Annotated in this window: 22 protein-coding genes; 12 read left to right on the forward strand and 10 right to left on the reverse strand. The window is 69.4% G+C overall.

Annotation, left to right across the window (positions count from 1 at the left end; genetic code table 11):
• Positions 1–5: 5 nt before the first annotated feature.
• On the reverse strand, positions 6–599 hold the full coding sequence (locus ACFTE1_RS10550; protein ID WP_380622058.1) for a DUF1707 SHOCT-like domain-containing protein: 594 nt from the start codon (positions 597–599) through the stop codon (positions 6–8).
• A 129-nt stretch (positions 600–728) separates the two neighbouring features.
• Here ACFTE1_RS10550 and ACFTE1_RS10555 point away from each other — a divergent pair, with 129 nt between their 5' ends.
• The gene (locus ACFTE1_RS10555; protein WP_380622055.1) at positions 729–1,295 is read left to right on the forward strand and encodes a DNA-3-methyladenine glycosylase I; all 567 of its coding nucleotides are present in this window, start codon (positions 729–731) and stop codon (positions 1,293–1,295) included.
• 124 nt (positions 1,296–1,419) lie between these two features.
• On the opposite strand, the gene proC is transcribed toward ACFTE1_RS10555, so the two are convergent.
• Positions 1,420–2,217 (reverse strand): pyrroline-5-carboxylate reductase, encoded by a 798-nt coding sequence (proC, locus tag ACFTE1_RS10560; protein WP_380622052.1) that lies wholly within the window; start codon positions 2,215–2,217, stop codon positions 1,420–1,422.
• A 704-nt stretch (positions 2,218–2,921) separates the two neighbouring features.
• Between proC and ACFTE1_RS10565 the strand changes: the two genes are divergently transcribed.
• Positions 2,922–4,232: a DUF5979 domain-containing protein gene (locus tag ACFTE1_RS10565; RefSeq protein ID WP_380622049.1), complete on the forward strand. Its 1,311-nt coding sequence runs from the start codon at positions 2,922–2,924 to the stop codon at positions 4,230–4,232.
• Between the two features lie 172 nt (positions 4,233–4,404).
• On the opposite strand, the gene ACFTE1_RS10570 is transcribed toward ACFTE1_RS10565, so the two are convergent.
• Positions 4,405–6,003: an ABC-F family ATP-binding cassette domain-containing protein gene (locus ACFTE1_RS10570; protein ID WP_380622047.1), complete on the reverse strand. Its 1,599-nt coding sequence runs from the start codon at positions 6,001–6,003 to the stop codon at positions 4,405–4,407.
• A 388-nt stretch (positions 6,004–6,391) separates the two neighbouring features.
• Positions 6,392–7,528 carry an ROK family protein gene (locus tag ACFTE1_RS10575; protein ID WP_380622045.1) on the reverse strand — a complete coding sequence of 379 codons (1,137 nt, stop codon included), beginning with the start codon at positions 7,526–7,528 and terminating at the stop codon, positions 6,392–6,394.
• A gap of 252 nt (positions 7,529–7,780) precedes the next feature.
• Between ACFTE1_RS10575 and ACFTE1_RS10580 the strand changes: the two genes are divergently transcribed.
• On the forward strand, positions 7,781–8,758 hold the full coding sequence (locus tag ACFTE1_RS10580) for a GNAT family N-acetyltransferase (protein ID WP_380622043.1): 978 nt from the start codon (positions 7,781–7,783) through the stop codon (positions 8,756–8,758).
• A gap of 54 nt (positions 8,759–8,812) precedes the next feature.
• On the opposite strand, the gene ACFTE1_RS10585 is transcribed toward ACFTE1_RS10580, so the two are convergent.
• The 3 genes from ACFTE1_RS10585 to ACFTE1_RS10595 form a co-directional block, all read right to left on the reverse strand.
• A complete protein-coding gene (locus ACFTE1_RS10585; RefSeq protein ID WP_380622040.1) occupies positions 8,813–9,832 on the reverse strand; it encodes an aldo/keto reductase in 1,020 nt (339 codons plus the stop codon).
• Complete coding sequence (locus ACFTE1_RS10590) at positions 9,825–10,283, reverse strand: MerR family transcriptional regulator (RefSeq protein WP_380622037.1); 459 nt, start codon at positions 10,281–10,283, stop codon at positions 9,825–9,827. The genes ACFTE1_RS10585 and ACFTE1_RS10590 overlap by 8 nt, the downstream gene beginning before the upstream one ends.
• A gap of 237 nt (positions 10,284–10,520) precedes the next feature.
• Positions 10,521–11,765, reverse strand: a complete 1,245-nt coding sequence (locus ACFTE1_RS10595; protein WP_380622035.1) for a dicarboxylate/amino acid:cation symporter — start codon at positions 11,763–11,765, stop codon at positions 10,521–10,523.
• A gap of 391 nt (positions 11,766–12,156) precedes the next feature.
• On the opposite strand from ACFTE1_RS10595, the gene ACFTE1_RS10600 reads away from it, so the two are divergent.
• Entirely contained in the window at positions 12,157–12,798 is a 642-nt protein-coding gene (locus ACFTE1_RS10600; RefSeq protein WP_380622032.1) for a DUF402 domain-containing protein, read from the forward strand.
• 26 nt (positions 12,799–12,824) lie between these two features.
• Here the strand turns inward: ACFTE1_RS10600 and ACFTE1_RS10605 are convergent, their stop codons facing one another.
• Together ACFTE1_RS10605 and ACFTE1_RS10610 are read right to left on the reverse strand one after the other, a co-directional pair.
• Positions 12,825–13,985: a phosphonoacetaldehyde reductase gene (locus ACFTE1_RS10605; protein ID WP_380622029.1), complete on the reverse strand. Its 1,161-nt coding sequence runs from the start codon at positions 13,983–13,985 to the stop codon at positions 12,825–12,827.
• A gap of 86 nt (positions 13,986–14,071) precedes the next feature.
• Positions 14,072–15,034 (reverse strand): heme o synthase, encoded by a 963-nt coding sequence (locus ACFTE1_RS10610; RefSeq protein WP_380622027.1) that lies wholly within the window; start codon positions 15,032–15,034, stop codon positions 14,072–14,074.
• 162 nt (positions 15,035–15,196) lie between these two features.
• Here ACFTE1_RS10610 and tkt point away from each other — a divergent pair, with 162 nt between their 5' ends.
• The 8 genes from tkt to ACFTE1_RS10650 all read left to right on the forward strand — a co-directional run bounded on the left by tkt (position 15,197) and on the right by ACFTE1_RS10650 (position 24,803).
• Positions 15,197–17,368 carry a transketolase gene (gene tkt, locus ACFTE1_RS10615; RefSeq protein WP_380622024.1) on the forward strand — a complete coding sequence of 724 codons (2,172 nt, stop codon included), beginning with the start codon at positions 15,197–15,199 and terminating at the stop codon, positions 17,366–17,368.
• 123 nt (positions 17,369–17,491) lie between these two features.
• A complete protein-coding gene (gene tal / locus ACFTE1_RS10620; RefSeq protein WP_380622021.1) occupies positions 17,492–18,607 on the forward strand; it encodes a transaldolase in 1,116 nt (371 codons plus the stop codon).
• A 4-nt stretch (positions 18,608–18,611) separates the two neighbouring features.
• Positions 18,612–20,219, forward strand: coding sequence for a glucose-6-phosphate isomerase (locus ACFTE1_RS10625; RefSeq protein WP_380622019.1), 1,608 nt, complete (start codon positions 18,612–18,614; stop codon positions 20,217–20,219).
• Positions 20,220–20,257: 38 nt separating this feature from the next.
• A complete protein-coding gene (gene zwf, locus ACFTE1_RS10630) occupies positions 20,258–21,814 on the forward strand; it encodes a glucose-6-phosphate dehydrogenase (protein ID WP_380622235.1) in 1,557 nt (518 codons plus the stop codon).
• A 14-nt stretch (positions 21,815–21,828) separates the two neighbouring features.
• A complete protein-coding gene (locus tag ACFTE1_RS10635; RefSeq protein ID WP_380622016.1) occupies positions 21,829–22,764 on the forward strand; it encodes a glucose-6-phosphate dehydrogenase assembly protein OpcA in 936 nt (311 codons plus the stop codon).
• A 7-nt stretch (positions 22,765–22,771) separates the two neighbouring features.
• Positions 22,772–23,518, forward strand: coding sequence for a 6-phosphogluconolactonase (pgl, locus tag ACFTE1_RS10640; RefSeq protein ID WP_380622013.1), 747 nt, complete (start codon positions 22,772–22,774; stop codon positions 23,516–23,518).
• A gap of 206 nt (positions 23,519–23,724) precedes the next feature.
• Positions 23,725–24,345 carry a hypothetical protein gene (locus ACFTE1_RS10645; RefSeq protein ID WP_380622010.1) on the forward strand — a complete coding sequence of 207 codons (621 nt, stop codon included), beginning with the start codon at positions 23,725–23,727 and terminating at the stop codon, positions 24,343–24,345.
• A gap of 125 nt (positions 24,346–24,470) precedes the next feature.
• Positions 24,471–24,803: a YnfA family protein gene (locus ACFTE1_RS10650; protein ID WP_380622007.1), complete on the forward strand. Its 333-nt coding sequence runs from the start codon at positions 24,471–24,473 to the stop codon at positions 24,801–24,803.
• 39 nt (positions 24,804–24,842) lie between these two features.
• On the opposite strand, the gene ACFTE1_RS10655 is transcribed toward ACFTE1_RS10650, so the two are convergent.
• Positions 24,843–25,166 (reverse strand): hypothetical protein, encoded by a 324-nt coding sequence (locus ACFTE1_RS10655; protein WP_380622004.1) that lies wholly within the window; start codon positions 25,164–25,166, stop codon positions 24,843–24,845.
• Positions 25,167–25,227: the final 61 nt, after the last annotated feature.

Below are 25,227 nucleotides of genomic sequence, written 5' to 3' on the forward strand. Positions count from 1 at the left end.
GGGCCTCACCAGCGCCACCGGAGGAACTTGCGCTCCCGGCGGATGACGACGTCGCCCATCTTGGTCTTACCGGTGACGTTGATTCGCTTGCGGGCCCGCAGCGGGGACGACGTGCACTTGTTCCTCACATCGCCCATGGTGGACCGGACGTTCTCGGTCGCGATCCACTCGTCGGGCAGCACGATGACAACGTCGCCCATGCCGCCGTCCAGGCGGATCTCGACCACCTCGTGCGGGCAGTAGGCCTCTCGGAAGTCGAGTTTCACGTCGCCCATGCCGTTCTTGACCGTTATCCGACCGGGGACGGGCCACTGCCCCTGCTTCTTGACGTCGCCCATCGTGGTCTTCACGACGAGGCGCTCTTCCACCTCCATGACGGCCGCGTCGGCGTGCAGCGCCACCTCGCCGTCGGGGATGTCTTCCAGGAGGCCCTTCAAGTCCCCGCGGACCTTGGCCCGCTGCGCGCCCGCGGCCCGCTCGTCGAACTCCCCGAGGTCGATGTACCCGGCCGCGAGCGCCTTCTGCAGGCGGTCGACAACCTCGTTGCGCTCTGCGTCGGACACGCGCAGGGAGGAGTTGCGGTCAGAGGAGTCGGGCATGATCGTCACCTTGGTGTTAGGGGAACGGTTCGCTGGCGTCCATGGTATCTCCGCGCCTCGAACGCCGGGGCTGTCGGACCGGGCGTCTAGACTCGAGCGGTCCGGTACCAGTGGAGAGGGGCGTGCGCCTTGTCCGATTCGATAACGGGGTCCGACGGGCTCGCGAGGTGTCCGTGGGGCCATGAGCCCGAGATCTACCGCGTCTACCACGACGAGGAGTGGGGGCGTCCCGTGCGCGGCGACGACGCCGTGTTCGAGAGGCTGTGCCTGGAGGCGTTCCAGTCGGGCCTGTCGTGGCTGACCATTCTGCGCAAGCGTCCGGCCTTTCACGAGGCCTTCGCGGGCTTCGCGATCGAGGAGGTCGCGCGGTTCGGCGAGGAGGACGTGGAGCGGCTGCTGGGGGACGCGGCGATTGTCCGCAACCGGGCCAAAATCGAGGCGTCGGTCAATAATGCCCGGGCCGCCCTCGAGCTGGAGGGAGGGCTGTCGGACTTCGTCTGGTCGTTCCGGCCGGAGCCGGGGGCGAGGCCGAAGTCATTGGCCGATGTGCCCGCCGAGACGGCCGAGTCCAAGGCACTGGCCAAGGCGTTGAAGAAGAGGGGGTTCCGTTTTGTCGGCCCCACGACGGCCTACGCGGGGATGCAGGCTATGGGGCTGGTCGACGACCACTTGATCGACTGTCACCGGGCGGGTTAGGAGTCCGGGGCGTCCGGCCGCGGACCCACTGAGTGCGGGGTCTTTCGCATGGCGGGCTCGGCGCTGAGCGTCGAGGGAGCGTCGACCGGTCGGCACGCCGTTGTGCCCGACCGACCGGACCGCCTCAGCCGGCGGACAGTTCCTTGCTCCGTTGCGCGGTGCGCAGCACGGCTTTGCGGATCACGTTCGAGGTCTCGCGGTCGTCGAGCACGCTGAGCCCGGCCTTGGTGGTTCCTCCCGGGGTCGCTATGTGCCCGATGAGCTCGCTCGGCTCCTCCCCCGACTCCTGCAGCAGGACTCCGGCTCCGCGCAGCATCTGTTCGACCATGGTGTCGGCGTCCTTGCGTTCGATGCCGTACTCGGTCGCCGCCTGAGCCATCGCGTCGGCGAGGTAGTAGAGGAAGGCGGGTCCCGATCCGGCGAGCGCCGTGGCCATGTTCTGTTGTTCCTCGGGGATCTCGACGACCGACCCGAGGTGTTCGAACAGGGTTTTCACGGCGGTGAACTGCGTGTCGCGAACTTGCCCGCCGCGGGTGAGCGCGGTGACGGCCTGTCGGTGCGCCGAGGCGGTGTTGGTCATGGCCCGGACGACGGGCCCGCCGCCGAGTCCTTCCTCGACGGCTTTGATCTCGATGCCGGCGGCCAGGGTGCAGACGACGGCGTTGACGGGGCCGGCGGCGATCTCCTCGACGACCGGGCGCACGTCCTTGGGGCGGACGGCGATGAGGATGATGTCGGCCTGCCGCGCGTCGGCGAGTCCGGCGTGGGTGCAGTCGATTCCGTGCTTTCGGGCGATGTCGCGGGCCCGTTCCGGGATGAGTTCGATTCCGCGGATGTCGTCCTGGTCGATTCCGGATCGCAGCAGTCCCGTGAGAACCGATTCTCCCAGGTGGCCTACGCCCACTACGGCTATTCGTGCCATGAGGTCTCCCTTCGTCGCCAAGATGCTACCGTCCGCGAGGGCCCGCGCCGGGGACGCCCGGCCGCCGTCCCGGTGCATAGGAAAGGCCATTTCGAGTGGTCGACCCTCCGTCCGTTCCCCCGCGGGACCCGAAAATCGTGTCCCTCGTCGCGAAATAGCGGTAGATCCCAGGATGTTCCCGGGTCCACGGCGAACTCCTGCCTCCGCACCGATCCTTCATCGCTATATTTCCCTCGAACTCGGCCCTCGAACTCGGCCGTGGCGCGACCGCTCCAGTTCTGAGTGGGATCGTGAGTTCACCGTCTACATTGCGGTACCGCGGCCGAAGCCGCCTTCGCCGACTACGGCTACTTCCCGGGGTGGAGAGGAGCAACGCCTACTGAGGCTTTTCGCGTCGGCATCTTCTGTCGCATCCGAGTGGGCCCGTCTTCACTGCAATATCGTGAGGCACGGGGACGGGCTTGACAGCGCCGCACACGCCGAAGATGAAGCCCGGTTCCAGGTCTGTCCGGAAACCGTCGGCCAGATCTGCACGCGAGGCACCAATGCTAGTGGATGCACAGAATCGGCATGGTACAGACCATCAGCTTCTTATTATCCTCCTTGGGCGTGTCTCCACCCACAAGTCATATATGGACTGATAATCGGGGCGAACATGCGGCGCCGATCGGCACCGTCCCGACCAACTGACAGGAGTGAACACGTTGCAGACCAAATGGGTCTCTCGATGGATCGGAGGTTCCAGTCTCGCCGCGGCGCTCGCCGCCGGGCTGTTCCTGGTACCGACGGCGGCGCTCGCGATGGAGCCGCCTAAGACAGGGCCGTCGGACGAACGCGCGGACTACCTGGAAGGCAATATCCGAGACTGCGAGCACGGTGGATACCCGGCCGAGGACGGATACGTCCAACTGGCCGCCCAGAACACCGGCACGGCCGACGACGGACTAGTGCGGGTCACCGGCGGAACGGTGCCGTCCCCGCCGCCGGACGGTCACCTGCCCAGTTCAGGCGAGTACACCGGGATCAATGTGGAGATTCTTCCCGACGGCGTCGATATGAACGTCGTTGTCGACGCCGTGTTCGTCAAGGCCTCCACCGACACCAATCGCTACACTTCGCCGCATGTCCCCCCGGAACTCGGGCCCGACCAGTGGTACATCGGTCCCATGATCACCTCGGGCAAGGAGCCCAAGGTCGCCGACGTCAGCCATTACATCGTCTGCTACCGCTTTAAGGAGCAGCATCCGCCACCGACCTCCGGCTCTCTCGGGGTGGCCAAACAGGTCATATCCCCGGACGGCGCCGCCGGATTGCCCGACTCCTATGAGGCGACAGTCGAATGCGACACCAGCGGCACGTTCAACGTCACCTTCGGCTCCGCAGGAGGCCTCGGGGACGTCGAGGGAGCAGGCAAGGTGATCGAAGACCTGGTGCCCGGGGAGACCTGTACGGTCACGGAGACCGATCCGCCGGGCGCCGTGGTCTCCTATGTTCCGAGCCAGGAAGTCACCATTGAAGGCGGCAAGGACATCCTGGTGAACATCGTGAACGACTTCACCGACATGGGCCCCATGACCGGTCGACTGGAAATCGTCAAGGAGACGGACGACGGAACGTCGGGGGACTCGTTCATCGTCCAGTACTCCTGCCAAGGTTCGGACTCGCCGACCTCCGGCGCTGTCGAAGTCGCCTCGGGAGAGTCCGCCGCGGTCGAATCCATTCCCAGCGGCATGTTCTGCGAAGTCGCGGAACTGCCGGAGGACATGCCCCACGGCTGGGAGATTGCCGGTTACGATGTCACCGGCGCCGAAGAGCTGGTATACAGCGAGGACGGCAATCCGATCTTCCGTGTTGACGCGGATTCGACGGTCACAGTCACCGTCAAGAACGCGGCCCTCCCGACCTTGTCCGTGACCGGCGGCAGCCTATGGATCGGCGCCGCCATTGCCGCGGCCATCTTGGCAGCGGGCGGCATTGCAATGGCATTTGCAAAGCTCCGCAGAAAAATCGCGTGATTTAGAAGGAAGGTGCGGTGGCTACTTCTACTCTCCGCCGCACCTTCCTGGCCTCCCGATAGCGGCTGCTGCTCGGAACGCTGAGAACGCGCTTCTGTGGCAAGGCCCGGCCTCGACGCGGTCCGCGGCGGACCGTACCGCCGTGGACCGCCCTTTCGGCAGGACCGCGCTTTCATGCGAGTTCCAGTCGCTCTCCTCCGAAGGAGGAGCGGAACAGGCGGTCGTGGCTGACGGCGACGACCGTCCCGGTGAAGCCCTCCAACGCCTCCTGGAGCTGGTGGACCAGCCACGGCGCCAAGTGGTTGGTCGGTTCGTCCAGCAGGAGGATGTCGGCCGGAGCAGTGACCACGCGGGCGAGTTCCAGGCGTCGTCGCTGCCCGACCGACAGATTCGCGGCCGGGGAGCCGAGCGTCTCCTCGTCGAACAGTCCGAGGTCCAGCAGGGCCTCGGAGTGGTCTTCGTCAGTGCCGACGCGTCCATGAGCGAAGGCCTGCAGCAAGGTCGCGTCCCGCCTTCCCGCCACCGGGTTCTGGCGGAGGTGCCCGACTCGCCCGAAGCGCCGCACGGTGCCCCGCGCCTCCAACTCGCCCGCGATCACGGACAGCAGGGTGGACTTGCCCGCCCCGTTCGGCCCCTCGATCAGCAGCCTCCCGCCGTGCTCGACCGCGAGGTCCATCGGTGCCAGCCGCCCGGGTACCGAGGCGCCGACAAGCGTGATCGCGGGCCCCTCGGGCACGTCTTCCCCGGCCTCCCAGGACGGGCGGAAGGCCAGCGGATCCGGCGGCGGTCTCCGCCGGTCCGCCGCCAGGGCCTCCAGTCGGGCATTGGCCATTCGCACGCGGCTCTGCGCCCCGTGCGAGCGCGACCGCATCCGGTGGGCCCCGGTGCCCATGCCGGCCTTCTCCATCTTCCTGGGGATGACGGCCATGGCAGAGACGTTGTTCGCGACTATGCCCGCCTGGCGGTCCCACTCGGACTTCCACGCCTCGTAGGCCTCTCGGGCCTGTCGGCGTTCGGTCTCCTTGGCGCGGAGGTAGCCGGAGAAGCCGTCGCCGTAGCGGCGGACCTTCCGCTCGGCCACTTCGAGGATCGTGGTCGTGTAGGAGTCGAGGAAGGCGCGGTCGTGCGTCACAGCAACGATGGTTCCCCGGTAGTCGCGCAGTTCGCGCTCCAGCCAGGCGACGGCGTCGGCGTCTAGGTCGTTGGACGGCTCGTCGAGCAGGAGAAGTCCCGGCCGGGCCGAGAGGATGGCCGCGAGTATGACGCGGCGGCGCTCTCCTCCCGAGAGGGTCTCCCACGGCCGGTCGGCCGGTATACCGGAGACGCCGAGCGCAGCCAGGGACTTCTCCAGGCGGACGGGCGCGTTCCAGCCGTCTCGAGCGTCGAACTCGTCGGTGAGTTCGGCGTACTCGCGCGCGTTCGCCGGGTCGGAGAGGTCGCCGTCGGCAGCGCACTCGGCCATGCGCCTCTGTAGGTCGCGCAGGTCGGCGAAGGCGGTGTCGACGGCGTCGGCGACCGTGGCGCCGAGGTCGAGGTCGACGTGCTGGGGCAGGTGGCCGAGGCTGGCGGGAGCCTCCACGCGGACGCTTCCGTTGTCGGCCGCCTCGTCTCCGGCGAGGAGGCGCAGGAGTGTGGACTTGCCACTGCCGTTGTCGCCGACCATGCCGACTTTCTCGCCCGGTCCGACGGTGCATTCGGCCTGTTCGAGGACGAGGTTCTGGGCGTAGCGCTTGGTCAGGCCGCGGACTGCGAGGTGTGTTCGGTGTTTCATGCGGACCCCCGTTCGGTTCGTGCGGGGCACGGCCCCGCAGGGCGCAATGCGCCCAGGGAAAATGTCAGGGAAGGAGAATGAAGCGAGCCTCCGTTGCCGCGGAGCGGTGCTCTACGCGGGACGGGAGTCGGCTCGGCTTACAGGAAGAGAATCCACATGCCCCGTAGGTTACCGACGCTCCGGTGAGTGTGCAAGGGTTTTTCCGCGTCACCGCACGGCGTCACATACTGGACAGGGCGGGTTTCCGGGGAGCGGGGGACGGCCGGGAGGACTCCCTGTCGGGGCGGGTCCTGGTTTTCGTCGCGGTACGGGCAAAGTCGGCTGAGGGTTCCCTCGCCCTTCCGGCCCGCTGTCTTTCGATGGATTCGGCCACCTTGTGGAGGACGTTCTAGACGGCCAGGGAGTCGAGCACTCTCCGGCGGACCGCTCGCAGGGACTGGAGGCGGGCCCCGGCGAGAACGGCGTCCCCGGACACCGCCGAGAGCGTGACCGGGCACGCGAATCCTCTGCCCGCCAGGGCGTCCTCCACGAAACCGCGCAGTACCTCGCTGCCGCAGCGGGGAATCTCACCGCCGAGGACGAGCCGCGCGGGATCGAGCACCGCGACGACGATGGCCAGGGCGAAGGCCACCCGTTCGCCCAGCGCCTCCAGGAAAGCCCACTTCCCCTCTTCGACGGCAGCGGCGACCGCGCGGGCGGCGTTGCCCGTCGGTATGCCGTGGGCGGCGGCGAGCGAACGGATCGTGGGACCGCCCACGACTTCTTGCAGCGTTCCTTGTTTCGCCCCGGGCATGCCGACAGGTGCGTAGCCGATCTCGCCTGCGGCGCCGCGCGCTCCACGCAGGATCGTACGGTCCACTACTATGCCCAGGCCGATTCCCTCCGCCCCGATCCAGGCGAGGGCGAAGCCGCCGCCGTCGCCCGCCGCGCTCGCCTCGGCGGTGGCGGCGAGGTTGACGTCGTTCTCTATGGCGACTCCGGTTCCCGTCCGCTCGGACAGCCTCTCAGCGAGGCCACGTCCCTCGAATGCGGGAATGTCTATGTGGGACACGAGGTCCTCTTCGGAGTCGTACGCTCCCGGGAGCGCCAGCTGCACGTGACCGATCCGGTCCAGGCCGGTCCTCGCCACGGTCGCGGTGACGATCTGTTCGGGTGGCGCGGCCACGAAGTCGACACGAAGTTCTTCGATGAAATGATCGGCTCCGTCGAGGTCGACCACCGAGACCGTCAAGAGGTCGGGTTCGCGCACCGATACCGCCGCGGCGCGAGCGTAGCCCGGTTCCAGTGCAAAGGCGTCCGCGCCAGTGTCCCGTCCGGTCCCGTCGGTGCGACCTGTAGTGCGGGCGATGCCCTTCTCACAGAGGCGGCGGACCACTTCGGCCGCGGCGGATTCGCTCAGACCCGTGTGCTCACGGATCTGCTCGAGATTCAGGGCGCCGTGGTCGAAGAGCAGGGCACAAACGGCCTGGTCGTCGATCGTTCGCACGAGGTGCGACGACCGGGAGGGCGCGATTCGGACGGTCAATGGTCCTGCCTTGTCTTTCCATGCGGCTCGCGGCGTTCGAGGGCGGCGAATCTCGCTGACTATCGGACGGCTCGGGCGGAGGGCGGGCAAAGGCGGCCGGTAAAAGACACTGCACCGCGGGCGCGGCGATGGGTAGTCTGGACCGGGAGCAGTTCTCCGCGGATCTCCTGCAATATTCGTAAGTCAGACTTACTAACAATCATCACCATAGATAACGAATAACAGTTCGTCAATGCCTAGAATGCCGTGTTCATGAGACTCCACACCGTTGCCCCCGACGACCGCGAAAAGCTCGACCGCGTTCACCGACTCCTGGATCGCGCTCGGGCGCACGACCATCCGACCGCCCCGGCCCGGTCTCCGCGCGAGCTGCTCTCCCTGGCGGCGGCGCCCGGACCCAACGGAGAGACGCAGTTCACCGCCCTGGGCGACGATCCCGTCGCAGTCGCAGAGACCCTCTTCTTCCCCGGCACGAACTCCCACATGGCGCATCTGAGGATCGCGGTGGATCCCGAACAGCGGCACCTTGGCCACGGGACCGCTCTGTACCGGTCGGCGATGAAAGAACTCGCCGCCGAAGGGCGCCGAGAGGTCATCGCCGGAGTCCGCCTTCCCTCCGAGGCAGGGACGGCGTTCGCCGAAGGCCGTGGTTTCACCGTCGCGGTGGTCAACCGCGCCCGCCGGTGCGACGCGCATGGCCTGACGGACGGCGAACTGCGGGAGTTCGAGAATCCCGCCGGCTCCGCCGACTACGAGATCCGCGCGTGGACCGGGCCCACGCCGCCGCACGACCTCCCACTCGTGGCGGCCCTGGACGCAGCCGCCAACGCGCTGATCCCCCAGGGCGACCTGACCTTCCAGGCGGGAGAAGCCGATGCGGAGGCCTTGGCGTGCGAGGAGGAGAAACTGCTGTCGACGGGCGCCGGAATGGTCCAAGCGCTCGCCGTCCACCGGCCGACCGGGGAACCGGCGGCGTGGACCCGCATGGACCTTCCACCCGACGCCGCACACGCCTACCAGGGCATGACGCTCGTAGCGCCCGGTCACAGGGGACATCGGCTGGGCCTGACCGTGAAGGCCGCCGCCTTGCTCCGGCTGCGGGCCTCGGCGAACGGCGTGCGGTGGATCTGGACGTCCAACGCGGAGGAGAACTCGCCCATGGCCGCGATCAACGAGCGGCTGGGATACCGTCCGGCCGGCCGCACGGCCATGTACCGCAAAGTGTTGTAAGGAGAGGCCCGCCGCGAGCGCCCGGCGGCCCGGCCGGACCCTCGCGGCGTCCGCTCACTCCCTGTCCTGCGAGCTGAAACGGGCGCCCACCGGATAGCGCCTGCCGGCCACCTGCGCACCGATCGGCTCAAGCGCGGCGAGGTCGTCTTCGGACAGTTCCAGGTCCATCGCGGCGAGGTTCTCCCTCAGGCGCGAGGCCTTGCGGGTACCGGGAATCGGCACCACGCTCAGGCCGTGGACCGACGCCCGGCCGTGGACCCATGCCAGGGCGACCGTCGCCGGGCTGACGCCATGGCGTTCGGCCACGGCCCTCACCGGCTCCAGCAACCGCGCGTTGGACTCGGCGTTGGCCCCGGTGAACCGCTCGTGCCCGCGCCGGAAGTCCGACTCGTCCAGGTGCTTCTCCGCGTCGGTGAACTGTCCGGTCAGGAAACCCCTCCCCAGCGGGGAGTAAGGGACCAGGGCCACGCCGAGCTCGGCCGCGGCCGGCACGACCTTCTCCTCGATGTCCCTGCTGAACAGCGACCACTCCGACTGGACCGCGGTGACGGGGTGGACGGCGTGGGCCTCGCGCAGTTCCGCGGAGGTCACCTCGGACAGTCCGATGTGCCGGACCTTGCCCTCTTCGACCAGTTCGGCCATGGCCCCCACCGTCTCTTCCAGCGGGGTGCCCTCGTCGCGGCGGTGCATGTAGTACAGGTCCACATGGTCCACGCCCAGGCGGCGCAGGCTGCCCTCGATGCTCCGGCGGACGTAGTCGCGGTCTCCGCGAAAGCCCCTGGCCTGCCGGTTCTCCGGGTCGCGTTCGATGCCGAACTTGGTGGCGAGGAAGACCTCGTCGCGGTGGGCCTTCACGAAGGGCGCCAGGAACTCCTCGTTGGCACCCAGGCCGTACATGTCGGCGGTGTCGAACATGGTGACGCCGCCCTCCAGCGCCGCCTCCAGCGTCTCGCGGGCGGCGCCCTCGTCGGTGGGGCCGTAGAACTCGCTCATTCCCATGCAGCCCAGTCCCTGCGCGCCCGTCGTCGGCCCGCCGTCGCCCAGTCGGGCCTCGGGAATCCTCTTGTCACTCATGGCCGTTCTCGCTTTCCGATGCCATTCGGTCATACAGGTCGATCTTCCAATCCAGGACAGCCAGCGTGGACTTGAGCCCGTCGATCTGCTCGGCCACCTGGTCGCGGTGCCCCGAGAGCAGTTCGCGCCGCTCCCGGGCGGTGTCCGGCCCGCGCCGGACCATGTCGGCATAGGCCACCATGTCGGCCACGGGCATCCCGATCAGCCGCAGCTTCCCCACCAGGGCCAGCCACTCCAGGTCCCGGTTCCCGTAAAGCCTCTGGCCGCGGTGGCTGCGCTCGACCTGGTCGAGCAGCCCGATGCGCTCGTACCACCGCAGAGTGTGGACGGAGAGCCCGGTGTGCTCGGCGACCTCGCCGATGGTGTACCGGTCGGCCCCGTCGGGTCGGGGGTGAGGCGGCTGGTTCAACAGGCGCCGCTGCTGCTCGAGTACGGACTGGTCCATGGTCATGTCTCCTTCTCCGCGGACCCGCCGACCGCGGTGCCCGCCGGCTGCACGGTCAACCCTACGGAGCTAGAGTGCGCTCTAGGCAAGGCTTCCGCCAAGGCTTTTTCGTTCCGAGGGCGCCTTATCGGGCCCGGCGGACCGTTCTCGCCGCGGCCGCCGAACGCCGAACGCGGCCCCGGGGAGCCCCTGTCGGAGCGTCCCCGGGACCGCGCGTCGAGGTCCGGTGGAGGATGGAGGCCCTTAAGCGGCCTCGGCCTTCTCCTTCTGCAGTTTCTTCCCCGCGGCGATCCGTGTGACGGCGAGGTCGCCGGTCACATTGGACCCGGTGCGCGCCATGTCGAGCAGCGCGTCGATGCCCGCGACCAGGACGACCGGCGCGAAGGGCAGGCCCGCCTGCGAGATGGCGAGGCTCAGCATGATCAGGCCGGCGCCCGGGACTCCCGCGGTGCCGATGGCGGCGAGCATGCCGACGAGGACGACGCTCAGCAGGGCACCGGTGGTGAGGTCGACGCCCGCGACGTTGGCCACGAAGACGACCGAGGCGCCGACGTAGAGGGCCGTGCCGTCCATGTTGATCGTCGCGCCCAGCGGGAGGCTGAAGCCGGAGACCGAGTTCGGAACGCCCATCTTGCGGGCGGCCTCCAGGCTGACGGGGAGCGTCCCGCTGCTGGAGCGGGTCACGAAGGCCGTCAGCATGGGGGTCTTGGCGTGGGTGAAGAAGTTCTTGACGCCGTAGCCGAAGAGGAACAGCAGCAGGGCGTAGAAGCCGATCTCGAGGGCCACTCCCCCGTAGACGACGCCCACCAGTCCGGCGAGGCTCGTCAGGGCTTCGGGCCCGGTTGTGCCGACGGTGACGGCGATGAGCGCGAAGACGCCGATCGGGGCGTACTCGAGGATGCCGCGGATGAGGCGGTGCATGACCTCGGACCCGGCCTCGGCAATGCGGAAGAGGAGATCGCCCTTGTCGCTCATGCCCTCGTCGGAGGCGTGGCGCATGGCGCCGACGGCGAAGCCGACCAGGAGGGCGATGAAGACGATCGGCAGGACCTTGCCCTCGGCGAGGTCGCTGAACGGGTTCGAGGGGACGATGCCGACGACGGTCTCCCAGACCGAGGGGGTATCGGCGGGCTCGCCCCCTTCGGAGGGCATGGACAGGCCCTTGCCGACGCCCGCGAGCATCGCCAGGGTGATTCCCAGGGTGATGGCGACGGCGCTGGTGACCATGTAGAGGCCGACGACCTTCAGGCCGGTCTTGCCGAGCGTCGAGGGCGCCACGGAGGCCACGCCTGTGACCAGGGTGAGGACGATGACGGGGAAGACGACCATCTGCAGAAGGTTGAGGAAGATGGTCCCCAGGGGCTCGATCGCGTCGATGGATTCGCCGAAGACCAGTCCGGCGGCGACTCCGAGGGCGAGTCCGATGAGCATTTTCCAGATGAGGGGGAATTGCAGGTATCGCCGCCACAGCGACGGTCGGGACTCCATGTCGGGCACTCCTTTTGGGCAGTCTGACATTTCCGTCCAGGTTCCCGCAGCGTTCACCGCCCGGTCAAGGTCGCACCGGCCGCTTGCGGGATTCCTCTCGATCGCGCGGGGCCCGCGGTATGCCGTGCCCTGTATATGCGGGAAAGGGCGTTCGGAGCCCCGGAAGGCGGCCGCGCCTGCGGGCTTGCGGCGGTCGGCGCCGCCCCGAGTCGGACGCCGGCGCCGTGCGGCGGAGTCCGGACGGGCCCGTGGCGGACCGTCTCGGCGAGGGCGTGGGCCACAGCGACGGCCGTCACCGAGATTATGGCGACCGTCTCCGGCGCCGGTAGCGCGCTCGCCCGCCGGTCCGGCTCTCGGGGAGTTCGGAGGGACGGTCTGGTTGAATCGCCCCATGCGTTTCGACAAAGGGCAGTCCATCGTCCGCCGCTATCTGCACGCCGACGGCCGCATCGGCGGCCTGTTCACCGCCCGGGTCGTCGACCACACCGCCGAGGGCCTGCTGACCTGGACGGCGATCGGGTCCGACGCCATGTGGCGCACCACGGTCGACGGGAAGGCCGTGCGGCACTTCTCGTTCGAGCGGACCCTGTCGACCCCGACGGTGCTCTCCCACCGGGCGTGGCACACCTCCAACGTCCTCGCCTGGACGCCGAAGGACTCGGCACACTCCGTCTGGTGGTTCTTCGACGAGGACATGGCCTTCAGCAACTGGTACGTCAACCTGGAGCGCCCCCTGAGGATCTGGGAGCTGGGCTACGACTGCCAGGACCTCGACCTCGACGTGGTCGTCCGGCCCGACCTCTCGGTCGAGTGGAAGGACGAGGACGAGTTCGCCGAGCGGATCGGGCATCCCGCCTACTACACGGCCGAGCAGGCCGAAGGCGTCCGCCGCGAGGGCGAGCGCATGGCCGCCGTCGCCGCCGAAGGGGCGTTCCCGTTCGACGGGACGCACACCGGGTTCCGCCCGGAGCCCGACTGGGAGCCGGCGAGGCTGCCGGTGGACTGGGACCTTCCGGTTCCCGGCCTGTCCTGAGCGGACCGGCCCTCCGGAGGGCCGGTTCAGGCCACGCTCTCCAGGACGTCGGCGATGATCTCCTTGTCCAGCAGCAGGGGGTTGTTGCCCAGGCGGACGGGGTTGGCCCCGGCGGCCAGCGCGTAGCGCTTCTCGCGCGTGTCGGCGCCGACGGCTCCGAGGCTGGTCTCCAGTCCGATGGAGTCCATGACGCGGCTCCACGTGGCGCGTGCCTCGGCGGGGTCGTCGGTGCCGAAGGCGGAGAGGACGAGGTCCATGCCCTGGCGGTGCAGGGAGAGGTCGAGGCCCTCTTGGAGCTGGTCGGCCTCGGCCGTGGCGTGGCGTTCGAGGAAGGCGCCCAGGGTGAGCGCGACGGCGTGCCCGTGGGAGGGCCCGTAGAAGCCGGTGATGCCGTAGGACAGCGCGTGGGAGGCGGTGGTGAGCGAGATGTCGATGGAGCGGCCGGCCAGGTGCGAGCCGAGCGCCATGTCGCGGGCGTTGGCCTCGGTCGGGCCGTTGGCGAACGCGGGGAGCGTCTCGATGAGGATCTTGAGCGCGTCGTGTCCGTAGGCGCGGGCCCGCTCGTTCGTCTTGACGGCCCAGATGCCCTCGATGGCCTGTGCGAGCGCGTCGATGCCGGAGGTGGCGCGCTGGTAGCGGCTGGCGGAGAGGGTGAGGTCGGGGTCGACGATGACGCGGTCGGGCAGGAGCCCGGGTCCGCGCACGGAGAACTTGTCGTCGCCGATGTAGGTCAGCGCGAAGCGGGTGGCCTCGGATCCCGAGCCGGAGGTGGTGGGGGCGAGGACGAGGTTGAGGTGGCGCTCGGTCCTCTCGACGCCGGCCTTGACGGCCTCGGCGAGTTCGCCCTCCTCGGTCTTGCCCTTGAAGACGGCGAGGAGTTTGGCGATGTCCATGGCGCTGCCGCCGCCGACGGCGACGATCGTGTCGGGCCGGAACTCCTCGACGGTGCGCAGGCCGCTGAGCACGTCGGGGAGGTAGATGTTCGGGTGGTAGTCCGACCACTCGCGGACCTCGGCCGCGGCGTTGAGCCCGGGGAGGCAGGCGTCGGCCCCGGAGGCGGCGAAGGAGTTCTTCCCGCGCACGAGGAGGATCCGGCGGGCGCCGAGCGAGGAGGCGACCTGTCCGGCCTGGGTGATGGTTCCGGATCCGAAGACGACGTCGCGGTCGGTGAAGACTGGTTGCGGCATGCCACCAGCCTAGCCCGGGCCGGAGGGGCGCACCACCGTGCCCGAGTACGAAAGCGCGGAGGCGCTCTCGTGGGATCCTACGACGGCTACATCAGGAAGGTGTCGACCAGGAGCGCCAGGAACAGCAGGGTCAGGTAGGTCGTGGACCAGTGGAAGAGGCGCATGGGCTTGATCGGCTCGTTGCGGTTCACGCGGCCGAGCAGGCGGTGGGCCTCGAGGACGAACAGTCCGCCGGTGATGACGGCGACGGCGAGGTAGAGCCAGGTGGCGCCCAGCGGGTAGACCGCCAGGGAGACCAGGAGGGTCGCCCAGGCGTAGACGACGGACTCGACGGCGACGCGCTTGGCGGGGGCGACGGTCGGCATCATGGGGATCCCGGCCGAGGCGTAGTCGTCCTTGAACTTCATCGCCAGGGCGTAGAAGTGCGGGACCTGCCAGAAGAAGACGATGCCGAACAGCGCCCAGGCCATCCAGTCCATCTGCCCGGTGACGGCCGACCAGCCGATGAGGATGGGGGCCGCTCCGCACGCCCCGCCCCAGACGGTGTTGTAGGGGGTGGTGCGCTTGAGCCAGATGGTGTAGACGACGTCGTAGTAGACGATGGCGCCGAAGGTGAGGGCGGCGGGCAGGGGCCCGACGACCAGCCACATGCCGCCCACGGCGACGGCGCCGAGGATGAGCCCGAAGACGAGGGCGTTCTTGGGCGGGATGGAGTCCTTGGCCAGCGGGCGCCGGGAGGTGCGGCGCATGAGCTGGTCGATGTCGCGGTCGATGTAGCAGTTGATCGCGTTGGCGCTGCCGGCGGCGAGCGCGCCGCAGACGACGACGAGGACGACGTCCCAGAAGCGCGGCAGCGCGTTCAGCTCGAGGCGGGCGGCGACGAACATCGCCGGGACGGTCGTGATGAGAAGCAGCTCGACGATACGGGGCTTGGTCAGCGAGACGTATCCGCCGAGGCGCTGCTTGAAGGTGGGCTTCTCTTCGCGACCCCGTCCGGGTTTCTCAGGGGCGATGAGGATTTTGGGCTGCTCGTCCATCACCGGCAACATTACCGAGCGTGCCGGGCGGGGCGGGGGCCGGGTCGACTTCGCTACCAGCGGAATCGGGCTGTGAGCTGCGCTCGTGTCAGGCTTCACAGCAGCTCACAGCCCACACTGAGGACGTTCGAGCTCTGCCACGAGGCAGAGTGGGTAGGGTCGAGTCGAGGCGGTATGCCGGGCTTCATCACCTATACGGTGGAGTGCCCGGGCCCGGGCGGGACCGGCCGGGGATACTCGTCTCGAGCTGTTGCGGCAAATCAAAGGAGTGAGACAGTGTCACAGTTTGAGTGGACCGAATTGGACCAGCGCGCCGTGGACACGGCCCGTGTGCTGGCCGCCGACGCCGTCGAGAAGGCGGGCAGCGGCCACCCGGGTACGGCCATGTCGCTGGCGCCGGCGGCCTACACCTTGTTCCAGAAGGTCATGCGCCATGACCCGTCCGACACCGGATGGGAGGGACGCGACCGCTTCGTCCTGTCGGCCGGCCACTCTTCGCTGACGCTGTACATCCAGCTGTTCCTCGGCGGGTTCGGCTTGGAGCTGAAGGACATCGAGCAGCTGCGCCAGTGGGGCTCGCTGACCCCGGGCCACCCCGAGGTCGGCCACACCGCGGGCGTGGAGACGACGACCGGCCCGCTGGGCCAGGGCCTGTCCAACGCCGTGGGAATGGCGATGGCCGCCCGTCGCGAGCGCGGCCTGTTCGACCCGGAGGCCCCCGCGGGGGACAGCCCCTTCGACCACTTCGTGTACGCCATCGCCTCGGACGGCGACATCGAGGAGGGCATCACGCACGAGGCCTCCGCGCTGGCCGGCACCCAGGAGCTGGGCAACCTGGTCGTCATCTACGACGACAACCAGATCTCCATCGAGGACGACACGAACGTCGCCCTGTCGGAGGACGTGGCGGCGCGCTACGAGGCTTACGGCTGGCATGTGCAGGACGTGGACTGGAAGTCCGGCAGCGAGTACAAGGAGGACCCGCGCGCGCTGTACGAGGCCGTCGAGGCCGCCCGCGCCGACGGCCGCCCGTCGCTGATCCGGCTGAAGACCATCATCGGCTGGCCGGCCCCCAACAAGCAGAACACCGGGGCGATCCACGGCGCCAAGCTGGGCGCCGACGAGCTGGGCGCCACCAAGGAGATCCTGGGCTTCGACCCGAACGCCTCCTTCGCTGTCGAGGACGAGGTCCTCGCCCACACCCGCGGCCTGGTCGACCGCGGCAAGAAGGCCCACGAGGCCTGGCTGGCTCAGTACGACGAGTGGGCCGCCGCCAACTCTGAGCGCAAGGCTCTGCACGACCGGCTCTGGGAGGGCCGCCTGCCGGAGCTGGACGAGGTCCTGCCGGTCTTCGAGGCCGACGAGAAGGGCATCGCCACGCGCGCGGCCTCGGGCAAGGTGCTCAACGCCCTGGCCCCGGTCATGCCGGAGCTGTGGGGCGGTTCGGCCGACCTGGCCGGCTCGAACAACACGACCATGGCCGGGGAGCCGTCCTTCCTGCCGCAGAAGCGGAGCACGAAGATGTTCCCGGGCAACCCCTTCGGCCGCACGCTCCACTTCGGCATCCGCGAGCACGGCATGGCCGCGATCATGAACGGCATCAAGCTGCACGGGCCGACCCGCCCCTACGGCGGCACGTTCCTCACCTTCTCCGACTACATGCGCGGCGCCGTCCGCCTGTCGGCCGAGATGAAGCAGCCGGTCGTCTACGTGTGGACGCACGACTCGATCGGCCTGGGCGAGGACGGCCCGACGCACCAGCCCGTCGAGCACCTGGCGGCGCTGCGCGCCATCCCGGACCTCGACATCGTGCGCCCGGCCGACGCCAACGAGACGGCCGTCGCCTGGAAGCGGATCCTGGAGAACACCGACCGCCCGGCCGGCATCATCCTGACGCGCCAGGCCGTCCCGGTGTTCGACCGCAAGAAGCACGGTTCGGCCGAGGGCGCCGCCCGCGGCGGCTACGTTCTGTCTGATGTGGATGGCACGCCGGACGTGGTCCTCATCGGAACCGGCTCCGAGGTCCACCTCGCGCTGGAGGCCGCCGAGGCACTGGCCGCCGAGGGCGTCAAGGCCCGCGTGGTCTCCATGCCCTCCCGCGAGTGGTTCGCCGAGCAGGACGAGGCCTACCGCGAGTCGGTCGTCCCCTCGTCCGTCAAGGCCCGCGTGACCGTCGAGGCCGGCATCGCGCAGAGCTGGTGGGACCTGCTCGGCGACGCCGGCGTTCCCGTCAGCCTGGAGCACTACGGCGCCAGCGCCCCGTACCAGAAGCTGTACGAGGAGTTCGGCATCACGGCCGAGGCCGTGGCCGACGCCGCAAGGGAGTCGGTCGCCAAGGCGAAATAACCGGCTTGCCGAGGGGGTTCTTCTAGGAGAACCCCCTTTCTCTCGCCATAGGGAATGTGATCATGTACAGGGGGAGCCGCACGGGGGTGCTGCCTCTGCGCATCTAGGAAGGAAAGCCACACCATGGCCGCGAACAAGAACCTCGCCGCACTGTCTTACGAAGGGGTGTCGGTCTGGCTGGACGACATCTCCCGCACCCGCCTCGAGTCGGGGAACCTCGCCGAGCTCATCGCCGACAATTCGGTCGTCGGCGTCACGTCCAACCCCGCCATCTTCTCCAAGGCCATCTCCCAGGGCGACGGCTACACCGGGCAGCTGAAGGACCTCGCCGTCCGGGGCGTGTCCGCCGAGGCCGCCGTGAGGACCATGACCGCCTTCGACATCCGCTGGGCCTGCGACGTCCTGCGAACCGTCTACGACACCACCGGCGGCGTCGACGGCCGCGTCTCGCTCGAGGTCGACCCGCGCAGCGCCTACGACACCGAGAAGACCATCGCCGAGGCCCGGTACCTCTGGTGGCTGGTCGACCGCCCCAACCTCATGATCAAGATCCCCGCCACGAAGGAGGGCCTGCCGGCCATCACGGCCGCCCTGGCCGAGGGCATCAGCGTCAACGTCACCCTGATCTTCTCCCTGGAACGCTACCGCGAGGTCATCGACGCCTACATGGCCGGACTGGAGAAGGCGCTGGAGAACGGCAGGGACGTCTCCCGCATCAAGTCCGTCGCCTCGTTCTTCGTCTCCCGCGTCGACTCCGAGATCGACAAGCGCCTCGACGCGATCGGTTCCGACGAGGCGAAGGCCCTCAAGGGACGGGCCGCGGTCGCCAACGCGCGCCTGGCCTACAAGGAGTACGAGGACGCCTTCGCCACCGACCGGTGGACCCGCGTCGCCGAGCGCGGCGCCACCGCGCAGCGTCCCCTGTGGGCGTCGACGTCGGTGAAGAACCCCGACTACCGCGACGTCATGTACGTCGAGGACCTCGTCGCGGGCAACACCGTCAACACCATGCCCGAGGACACCCTCGAGGCCTTCGCCGACCACGGCGAGGCCGTCTCGGGCACCGTCACCCCGCACTACGCGGACGCCGCCGACGTGCTGCTGCGCCTCGAGGAACTGGGCGTCGACTACGCCGACGTGGTGCGGAAGCTGGAGGACGAGGGCGTCCAGAAGTTCATCGACCCGTGGAACGACCTGCTCGCCCAGGTCCAGACCGAACTAGACAAGCAGCGGAGCTGAGACGATGACCGACATCATGGAAGCGTCCGGGGGACTCTCCCTCACCACCCGCCTCGACGTCGCCGCCGGCGTGGAGCGCCTGCGCTCGAACGACGTCTCGGCGAAGGTCCTCGCCGGGGACTCCACCCTGTGGGGCCCCGAGGCCGAGGAGGAGGCCTCGATCCGCCTGGGGTGGACCGACACCTTCGACCGCTCGATCGACCTGGTCGAGAAGCTGTCCAAAGTGCGCGCCGAGCTCGCCGAGCAGGGCGTCGGCCATGTCGTCCTGTGCGGCATGGGCGGCTCCTCGCTGGCTCCCGAGGTCATCAGCCGCACCCTCGACCTCGGCCTGACTGTCATGGACACCACCGACCCCGGCCAGATCGTCGCCGAGATCGGCGAGGAGTCCCTGCGCCGCACCGTCGTCGTGGTCTCCTCCAAGTCCGGCTCGACGGTCGAGACCGACTCGCAGCGCCGGGCCTTCGAGGCCGCCTTCGCGAGCGTGGGGGTCGAGGACTGGTCCAAGCGCTTCGTCTTCGTCACCGACCCCGGCTCCCGCCTGGAGTCGCTCGCCGAGGAGCAGGGCTCCTACCTCTTCCTCGCCGACCCGACCGTGGGCGGGCGCTACTCGGCCCTGACGGCCTTCGGCCTCGTGCCGACCGCCCTGGCCGGCGCCGACGTCACCGCCCTGATCAAGGAGGCCCAGGACTTCCGCGCCTCCATCGAGGGCAGCCCCGACAACCCGGCCGTGCTGCTGGGCGCCGTCATCGCCCACCAGCCGACGATCACCATCGCCGACGACGGCACCGGCATCGTCGGGCTCGGCGACTGGGCCGAGCAGCTGATCGCCGAGAGCCTCGGCAAGGACTCCAAGGGGACCCTGCCGGTGGTGCTGGAGCACCCGGCCGCTCCCGGCGCCCGGGGCACCGACCGCGTCTACACGACCGTGGGCGGCGCCTCCGACGGGCTGGCCCCCGGCGGGTCGGCCCTGGCCGTCCCCGACGCCGCGGTCAACGGCCCCCTGGGCGCGCAGTTCCTCTGCTGGGAGCTGGCCACCGCCTTCGCCGGACACCTCCTGCAGGTCGACCCGTTCAACCAGCCGAACGTGACCGAGTCCAAGGAGAACACCAACCGCATCCTCGACGAGGGACTCCCCGAGGCCGAGCCGACGGCCGTCGACGGGGACGTCGAGATCTACGGCGGGCAGGGCTCCACCGTGGCCGCGGCCCTCGGCCAGCTGCTGGTCGACGCCTCCGCGCCCGACGCCTACCTGGCCGTCATGGCCTACCTCGACCGCTTCGACGACAAGGCCGTCGCGGCGCTGAGGAGCGAGCTGTCGGAGCGCACCGGCGCGCCGGTCACCTTCGGATGGGGACCGCGCTTCCTGCACTCCACCGGACAGTTCCACAAGGGAGGACGCCAGACCGGCGTCTTCCTCCAGATCACCGGCGCCGTCGGCGAGGACCTGGAGATCCCCGGCAAGGACCGGACCTTCGGGACCCTCCAGGCGGCCCAGGCCGCCGGCGACGCCCAGGCGCTGAAGGGCCGAGGACGCCCCTTCGTCCGCCTCCACCTGACCGACCGCGAGCGCGGTGTCAACCAGCTGCTGAGCGCTGTAAGGGAGCTGAGCTAGTGTCCGAGTCCGCAACACCAGACCTGATCGAGGCGGCGTTGGCGGGAGCCAACCCGCCCGCCTCCCCTGCCGGGGACGGCGACAACCCGCTGCGCGATCCCCGGGACAAGCGCCTGCCGCGCGTCCCCGAACCGTGCGCCCTGGTCATCTTCGGCGTCACCGGAGACCTGGCCCGCAAGAAACTGATCCCGGCGGTCTACGACCTCGCCAACCGGGGCCTCCTGCCGGCGTCCTTCGTCGTCCTCGGCTTCGCCCGACGCGACTGGGGCGACGAGACCTTCGAGGAGGTCGCCCGCAAGGCGGCCATGGAGCACGCCCGCACGCCGTGGCGCGAGGAGATCTGGAACCGCCTCAACGGCAACTTCAAGTTCATCCCCGGGTCCTTCGAGGACGACGAGGCCTTCGACCGCCTCCAGTCCGAGTTGGAGTCGCTCTCGGAGTCGCACGGCATCGCCGGCAACGCGGCGTTCTACTTCTCCGTCCCGCCGGCGGCCTTCCCGATCGTGCTCAACCAGCTGGAGCGCACCGGCATGGCCGACAACGAGAAGTCCGGCGGCTGGCGGCGCGTCGTGGTGGAGAAGCCCTTCGGGCACGACCAGGCCTCCTCCCAGGAGCTCAACGAGCTGGTCGACACCGTGTTCACCCCGCAGGACGTGTACCGGATCGACCACTACCTGGGCAAGGAGACGGTGCAGAACATCTTCGCGCTGCGCTTCGCCAACGCCATGTTCGAGCCGATCTGGAACTCCCACTACGTCGACCACGTCCAGATCACCATGGCCGAGGACGTCGGCATCGGCACGCGGGCGGGCTTCTACGACGCCTCCGGCGCCGCGCGGGACGTCCTCCAGAACCACCTGCTGCAGCTGCTGGCCATCACGGCCATGGAGCAGCCGGTCGGCTTCGAGGCCGAGGAGATCCGCACCGAGAAGCTCAAGGTGCTGCGCGCCGTCAAGGTCCCCGACGACATGGAGGCCGACGCCGTCCGCGGCCAGTACGCGCCCGGCTGGGTCGAGGGCCGCCACGTGGCGGGCTACCTCGACGAGGACAACGTCCCCGCCGGCTCCACCACCGAGACCTACGCGGCGGTCAAGCTGGAGATCCAGAACCGCCGCTGGAACGGCGTGCCGTTCTACATGCGCACCGGCAAGCGGCTTCCCAAGCGCACCACGGAGATCGCCGTGGTGTTCAAGGAGGCGCCGCACATGCCCTTCGCGGACTTCGACACCCAGATCCTGGGCCACAACCAGCTTGTCATCCGCGTCCAGCCCGACGAGGGCGTGACCGTGAAGTTCGGTTCCAAGGTCCCCGGCGCGGGCATGGAGATCCGCGACATCAACATGTCGTTCTCCTACGGCGAGGCGTTCACCGAGTCGAGTCCCGAGGCCTACGAGAGGCTCATCCTGGACGTCCTGCTGGGCGACAAGACGCTCTTCCCCGACGCCGCCGAGGTCGACGCGTCGTGGAGGATCATCGACCCGCTGGAGGACTACTGGGCGACCACCAAGCCCGAGCCCTACGCCTCGGGTACGTGGGGGCCGGAGCGGTCCGACCTGATGCTGCACGCGACCGGCCGCCGCTGGCGCCGGCCCTAGAGAGAAGGACAGCCATGCAGCTGCAAGACACCACCACCGGCGAGATCATGAACACGCTCGCCGAGGAGTTGCACGCCGTCGGCGGGTCGTCCTCCCTCGCGCTCAACCTGATCGTCCTCGCGACCGAGGACGAGCGGGCCGAGATCGAGGAGGCCACCCGGCAGGCGGCGCAGGAGCACCCCTACCGGCTCATCCTCGCCATCCCGCGCTACCCCGACACCGAGAAGGCGCGCATCGACGCCGAGGTCGCCATCGGCGAGTCCGGCGGAGCGGCCGAGTCGGTCGTGATGTACCTCGACGGCCCCGTCGTCCGCAACATCACCTCGCTCATCCTGCCGATGCTCGCCCCCGACATCCCCGTCATCACCTGGTGGCTGGTGGACCCGGTGAAGTACGGCCTGGAGCGGGAGCTGAAGATCTACTCCGACCGGCGCATCACGTACTCGGCGCTGACGAAGGACCCGGTGGACTCGCTCTACCGCCGCTCCGTCGGCTACAAGAACGGCGACACCGACATCTGCTGGACGCGGATCTCGCTGTGGCGCGGCCTGATCGCCTCGGCGTTCGACGGGATCGGGCAGCGGGCCACCGGGGCCACTCTGCGGGCCTCGGCCGCCGACCCGTCGGCGCGGCTGATGGCCGCGTGGCTGGACTCGCGCCTGGGCATCACGACGGTCCTGGAGGACACCGAGGTCAAGCGGAACTCCGCCAACCTGCCTGCCATCAAGGGCGTCTCCTTCGCCTTCGAGGACGGCCACGAGATCGAGATCGAACGCGACGACGACGGCTGCACCGTCCTCAAGCAGGAGGGCCTGGCCAAGCGGGACCTGACGGTCCAGGGCCGCACGCTCGGCCAGCTGCTGGCCGAGGAGCTGCGCGTGCTGGAGCCCGACCAGGCCTACCGCTCGGTCCTCGACCAGTTCGAACGCAACTACCAGGCACAGAATTGAGGACGACATGAACGCCGACCGTTCCGTCGTCGTGCACCCGGACGCGACCAACCTGGCCACCGCCACGGCGGCCCGGCTGATCAACCGCCTGGCCGACGCCCAGGCCGACCGCAAGCCCGCCCACGTCGCCCTGACCGGGGGGCGCGTCGCCGCCGACGTCTACCGCCACATCCTGGACTCCCGCTTCCGCGACACCGTCGACTGGGGCGCCGTCCACTTCTGGTGGGGCGACGAGCGGTTCCTGCCCACCGGGAACAAGGACCGCAATGAGACGCAGGCGCACGAGGCGTTCCTCGACGAGCTGCGCGTCGACCGCGAGCACCTGCACCCGATGCCCTCGGCCGACACCGTGGACACGGTCGAGGAGTCGGCCTCGGTCTACGCCGCCGAGCTGGACGCCGCCGGGCACGGGCGCGGCCTGCCGGGCTTCGACCTGGTGCTCCTGGGCGTGGGCGAGGACGGCCACGTGGCCAGCCTCTTCCCCGGCCAGGAGTCCCTCAAGGCCTCCGACCGGACCGCGGTGGGCGTGCACGACTCGCCCAAGCCTCCCTCGGAGCGCACCACCCTGACCTTCGCGGCGTTGAACTCCGCGGAGGAGGTCTGGGTGATCGCCTCCGGCGCGGGCAAGGCCGAGGCCGTGGCCGCCGCCCTCGAGGGCGGCGACGTCCCCGCCGCCGAGGTCCGGGGCCGCCGGCACACGCGCTGGCTCGTCGACGCCGACGCCGCTTCCGAGCTGCAGAAGTTCGAGTTCTGACCCGGATTCGCGGGGCCCGGCGGTGAACCCACCGCCGGGCCCCGCGCCGTACCGGGGTTCGCGAGTATTAGTCGCGATACGATCGCGCGTGCTGGCAGAGGCCGGTTGGCGCCGCCGTTCTACGATGGTTGCGGGCGTCCAGCGAGTCGGACGCCGTGTCCTGTTCCGCCGGGACGCCGCCAGCACCCGCCCCAATCGGAGGAACCATGTCCTTCCAGCAACCGCCTCAGTACAACGTCGGAGGCTCCGGCCAGCCCGAGCAGCCCGGTTCCCAGCCGCCCCAGCCTGGTCAGCCCGGCTCGCAGCCCCAGCCCACGACGCAGTTCCAGCCGGGGCAGCCCGGCTCGCAGCCCCAGCCGGGCGCCTACGCCCCGACCCAGCAGTACGCCGAGCCGCCGATGCCTCCCGGCGGCGTTCCCCCGCAGGGCGCGCCCCAGGGCCCGCCCCCGGGAAAGAAGTCGCCGGCCGTCCCCGTCCTCGCGTCCGCCCTGGCCCTCGCGGTGGTGGGCGCTATCGTCTTCGCCGTCCTGTGGACTCAGGCCGGCGGCGAGGCCGACGACGCCCAGAAGCTCGCCGACGAGAAGGCCGAGAGCCTGACGACCGCCGAGGACGACCTGCAGACGCAGAAGGACCGGGTCGAAGAGCTGGAGGGCGAGAAGGCCGACCTGGAGAGCCAGATGAAGGCCCTCGAGGCCGCAAGCGACGACGCCGAGGGCATGTCCGAGTGCCTCGACGACATCTCCGAAATGTTCACGACCGAGCCCGACTCCGACGAGGAGGCCGACGCCATCGCCCGCGCGCAGGTCTCCTGCGCCGGTTACCTCTAGAGGCGTCACCGTCCGATCCGGGCGAGGGCCGGGCCTCTCCAAGACGGCCCCGCCCGGTTCCGTGTAGGCGGCCGGTCCTCCCCGGCCGGGGCCCGCCCGCCCCGCCCGGCCTCTACGATGGACCGGTGACTTTTCTGCAATCGATCCTCCTCTTCGCACTCGCCGCCCTCGCCGAGATAGGCGGGGCCTGGCTGGTGTGGCAGGGGGTGCGCGAGCACAGGGGCCTGCTGTGGATCGCGGCCGGCGTGATCGCCCTGGGCCTCTACGGCTTCGTCGCCACCCTGCAGCCGGAGGCCCACTTCGGACGGATCCTGGCCGCCTACGGCGGCGTCTTCGTCGCCGGCTCACTGGCCTGGGGCATGGTCGTCGACGGTTTCCGCCCCGACCGGTGGGACTTCGTCGGCGCGGCCCTGTGCCTCCTCGGCGTGGCCGTGATCATGTACGTCCCCAGGAGTTGAGAGGCTCCGGTGCCCCTGGCCGGCCCCGGAGCCCCGGCGTCATTCCTTCGGCCCCCTCTGGCGCGGCGCGCGCGTGCCCTCGTTGGTGGCCGACGAGACGATGAGGCGCACCATCGACTGCTTCCACAGCGCGTCCTCGTTCTCGAAGTGCGCGTGCCAGGCGATGGTCGCTCCCCCGTAGTGGAGACGGCGCAGGTTGTAGACCGTCGCGACGGAGTAGGGCAGCACTCCGTCGTCGACCCAGAGCACTCCCTCCTCGCCGGCGATGGTCTTCAGCTCGTAGGTGAAGGTGACAGTCCAGCGGCGCTCGGTCGCCTTGGCGACGGTCTTGAACGTCCCCGCGGGGTGGGATTCGGCAAGCATGGGTTGCGCCTTTCTAGTGAGTCCGGGCCCATACACGACTCAAGACGGCCGAATTACACTC

Source organism: Salininema proteolyticum (assembly GCF_042685645.1).
In the GTDB taxonomy this organism is placed as follows: Bacteria; Actinomycetota; Actinomycetes; order Mycobacteriales; family Micromonosporaceae; genus Salininema; species Salininema proteolyticum.

Coding starts and splice junctions, on each gene's coding strand:
- proC (WP_380622052.1), bottom strand. CDS start 2,217: ATGGCACGAATAGCCGTAGTGGGCGTAGGCCACCTGGGAGAATCGGTT.
- ACFTE1_RS10655 (WP_380622004.1), bottom strand. CDS start 25,166: ATGCTTGCCGAATCCCACCCCGCGGGGACGTTCAAGACCGTCGCCAAG.
- ACFTE1_RS10580 (WP_380622043.1), top strand. CDS start 7,781: ATGAGACTCCACACCGTTGCCCCCGACGACCGCGAAAAGCTCGACCGC.
- ACFTE1_RS10590 (WP_380622037.1), bottom strand. CDS start 10,283: ATGACCATGGACCAGTCCGTACTCGAGCAGCAGCGGCGCCTGTTGAAC.
- ACFTE1_RS10585 (WP_380622040.1), bottom strand. CDS start 9,832: ATGAGTGACAAGAGGATTCCCGAGGCCCGACTGGGCGACGGCGGGCCG.
- tal (WP_380622021.1), top strand. CDS start 17,492: ATGGCCGCGAACAAGAACCTCGCCGCACTGTCTTACGAAGGGGTGTCG.
- ACFTE1_RS10625 (WP_380622019.1), top strand. CDS start 18,612: ATGACCGACATCATGGAAGCGTCCGGGGGACTCTCCCTCACCACCCGC.
- ACFTE1_RS10570 (WP_380622047.1), bottom strand. CDS start 6,003: ATGAAACACCGAACACACCTCGCAGTCCGCGGCCTGACCAAGCGCTAC.
- ACFTE1_RS10550 (WP_380622058.1), bottom strand. CDS start 599: ATGCCCGACTCCTCTGACCGCAACTCCTCCCTGCGCGTGTCCGACGCA.
- ACFTE1_RS10600 (WP_380622032.1), top strand. CDS start 12,157: ATGCGTTTCGACAAAGGGCAGTCCATCGTCCGCCGCTATCTGCACGCC.
- ACFTE1_RS10610 (WP_380622027.1), bottom strand. CDS start 15,034: ATGTTGCCGGTGATGGACGAGCAGCCCAAAATCCTCATCGCCCCTGAG.
- ACFTE1_RS10605 (WP_380622029.1), bottom strand. CDS start 13,985: ATGCCGCAACCAGTCTTCACCGACCGCGACGTCGTCTTCGGATCCGGA.
- tkt (WP_380622024.1), top strand. CDS start 15,197: ATGCCGGGCTTCATCACCTATACGGTGGAGTGCCCGGGCCCGGGCGGG.
- ACFTE1_RS10645 (WP_380622010.1), top strand. CDS start 23,725: ATGTCCTTCCAGCAACCGCCTCAGTACAACGTCGGAGGCTCCGGCCAG.
- pgl (WP_380622013.1), top strand. CDS start 22,772: ATGAACGCCGACCGTTCCGTCGTCGTGCACCCGGACGCGACCAACCTG.
- ACFTE1_RS10635 (WP_380622016.1), top strand. CDS start 21,829: ATGCAGCTGCAAGACACCACCACCGGCGAGATCATGAACACGCTCGCC.
- ACFTE1_RS10595 (WP_380622035.1), bottom strand. CDS start 11,765: ATGGAGTCCCGACCGTCGCTGTGGCGGCGATACCTGCAATTCCCCCTC.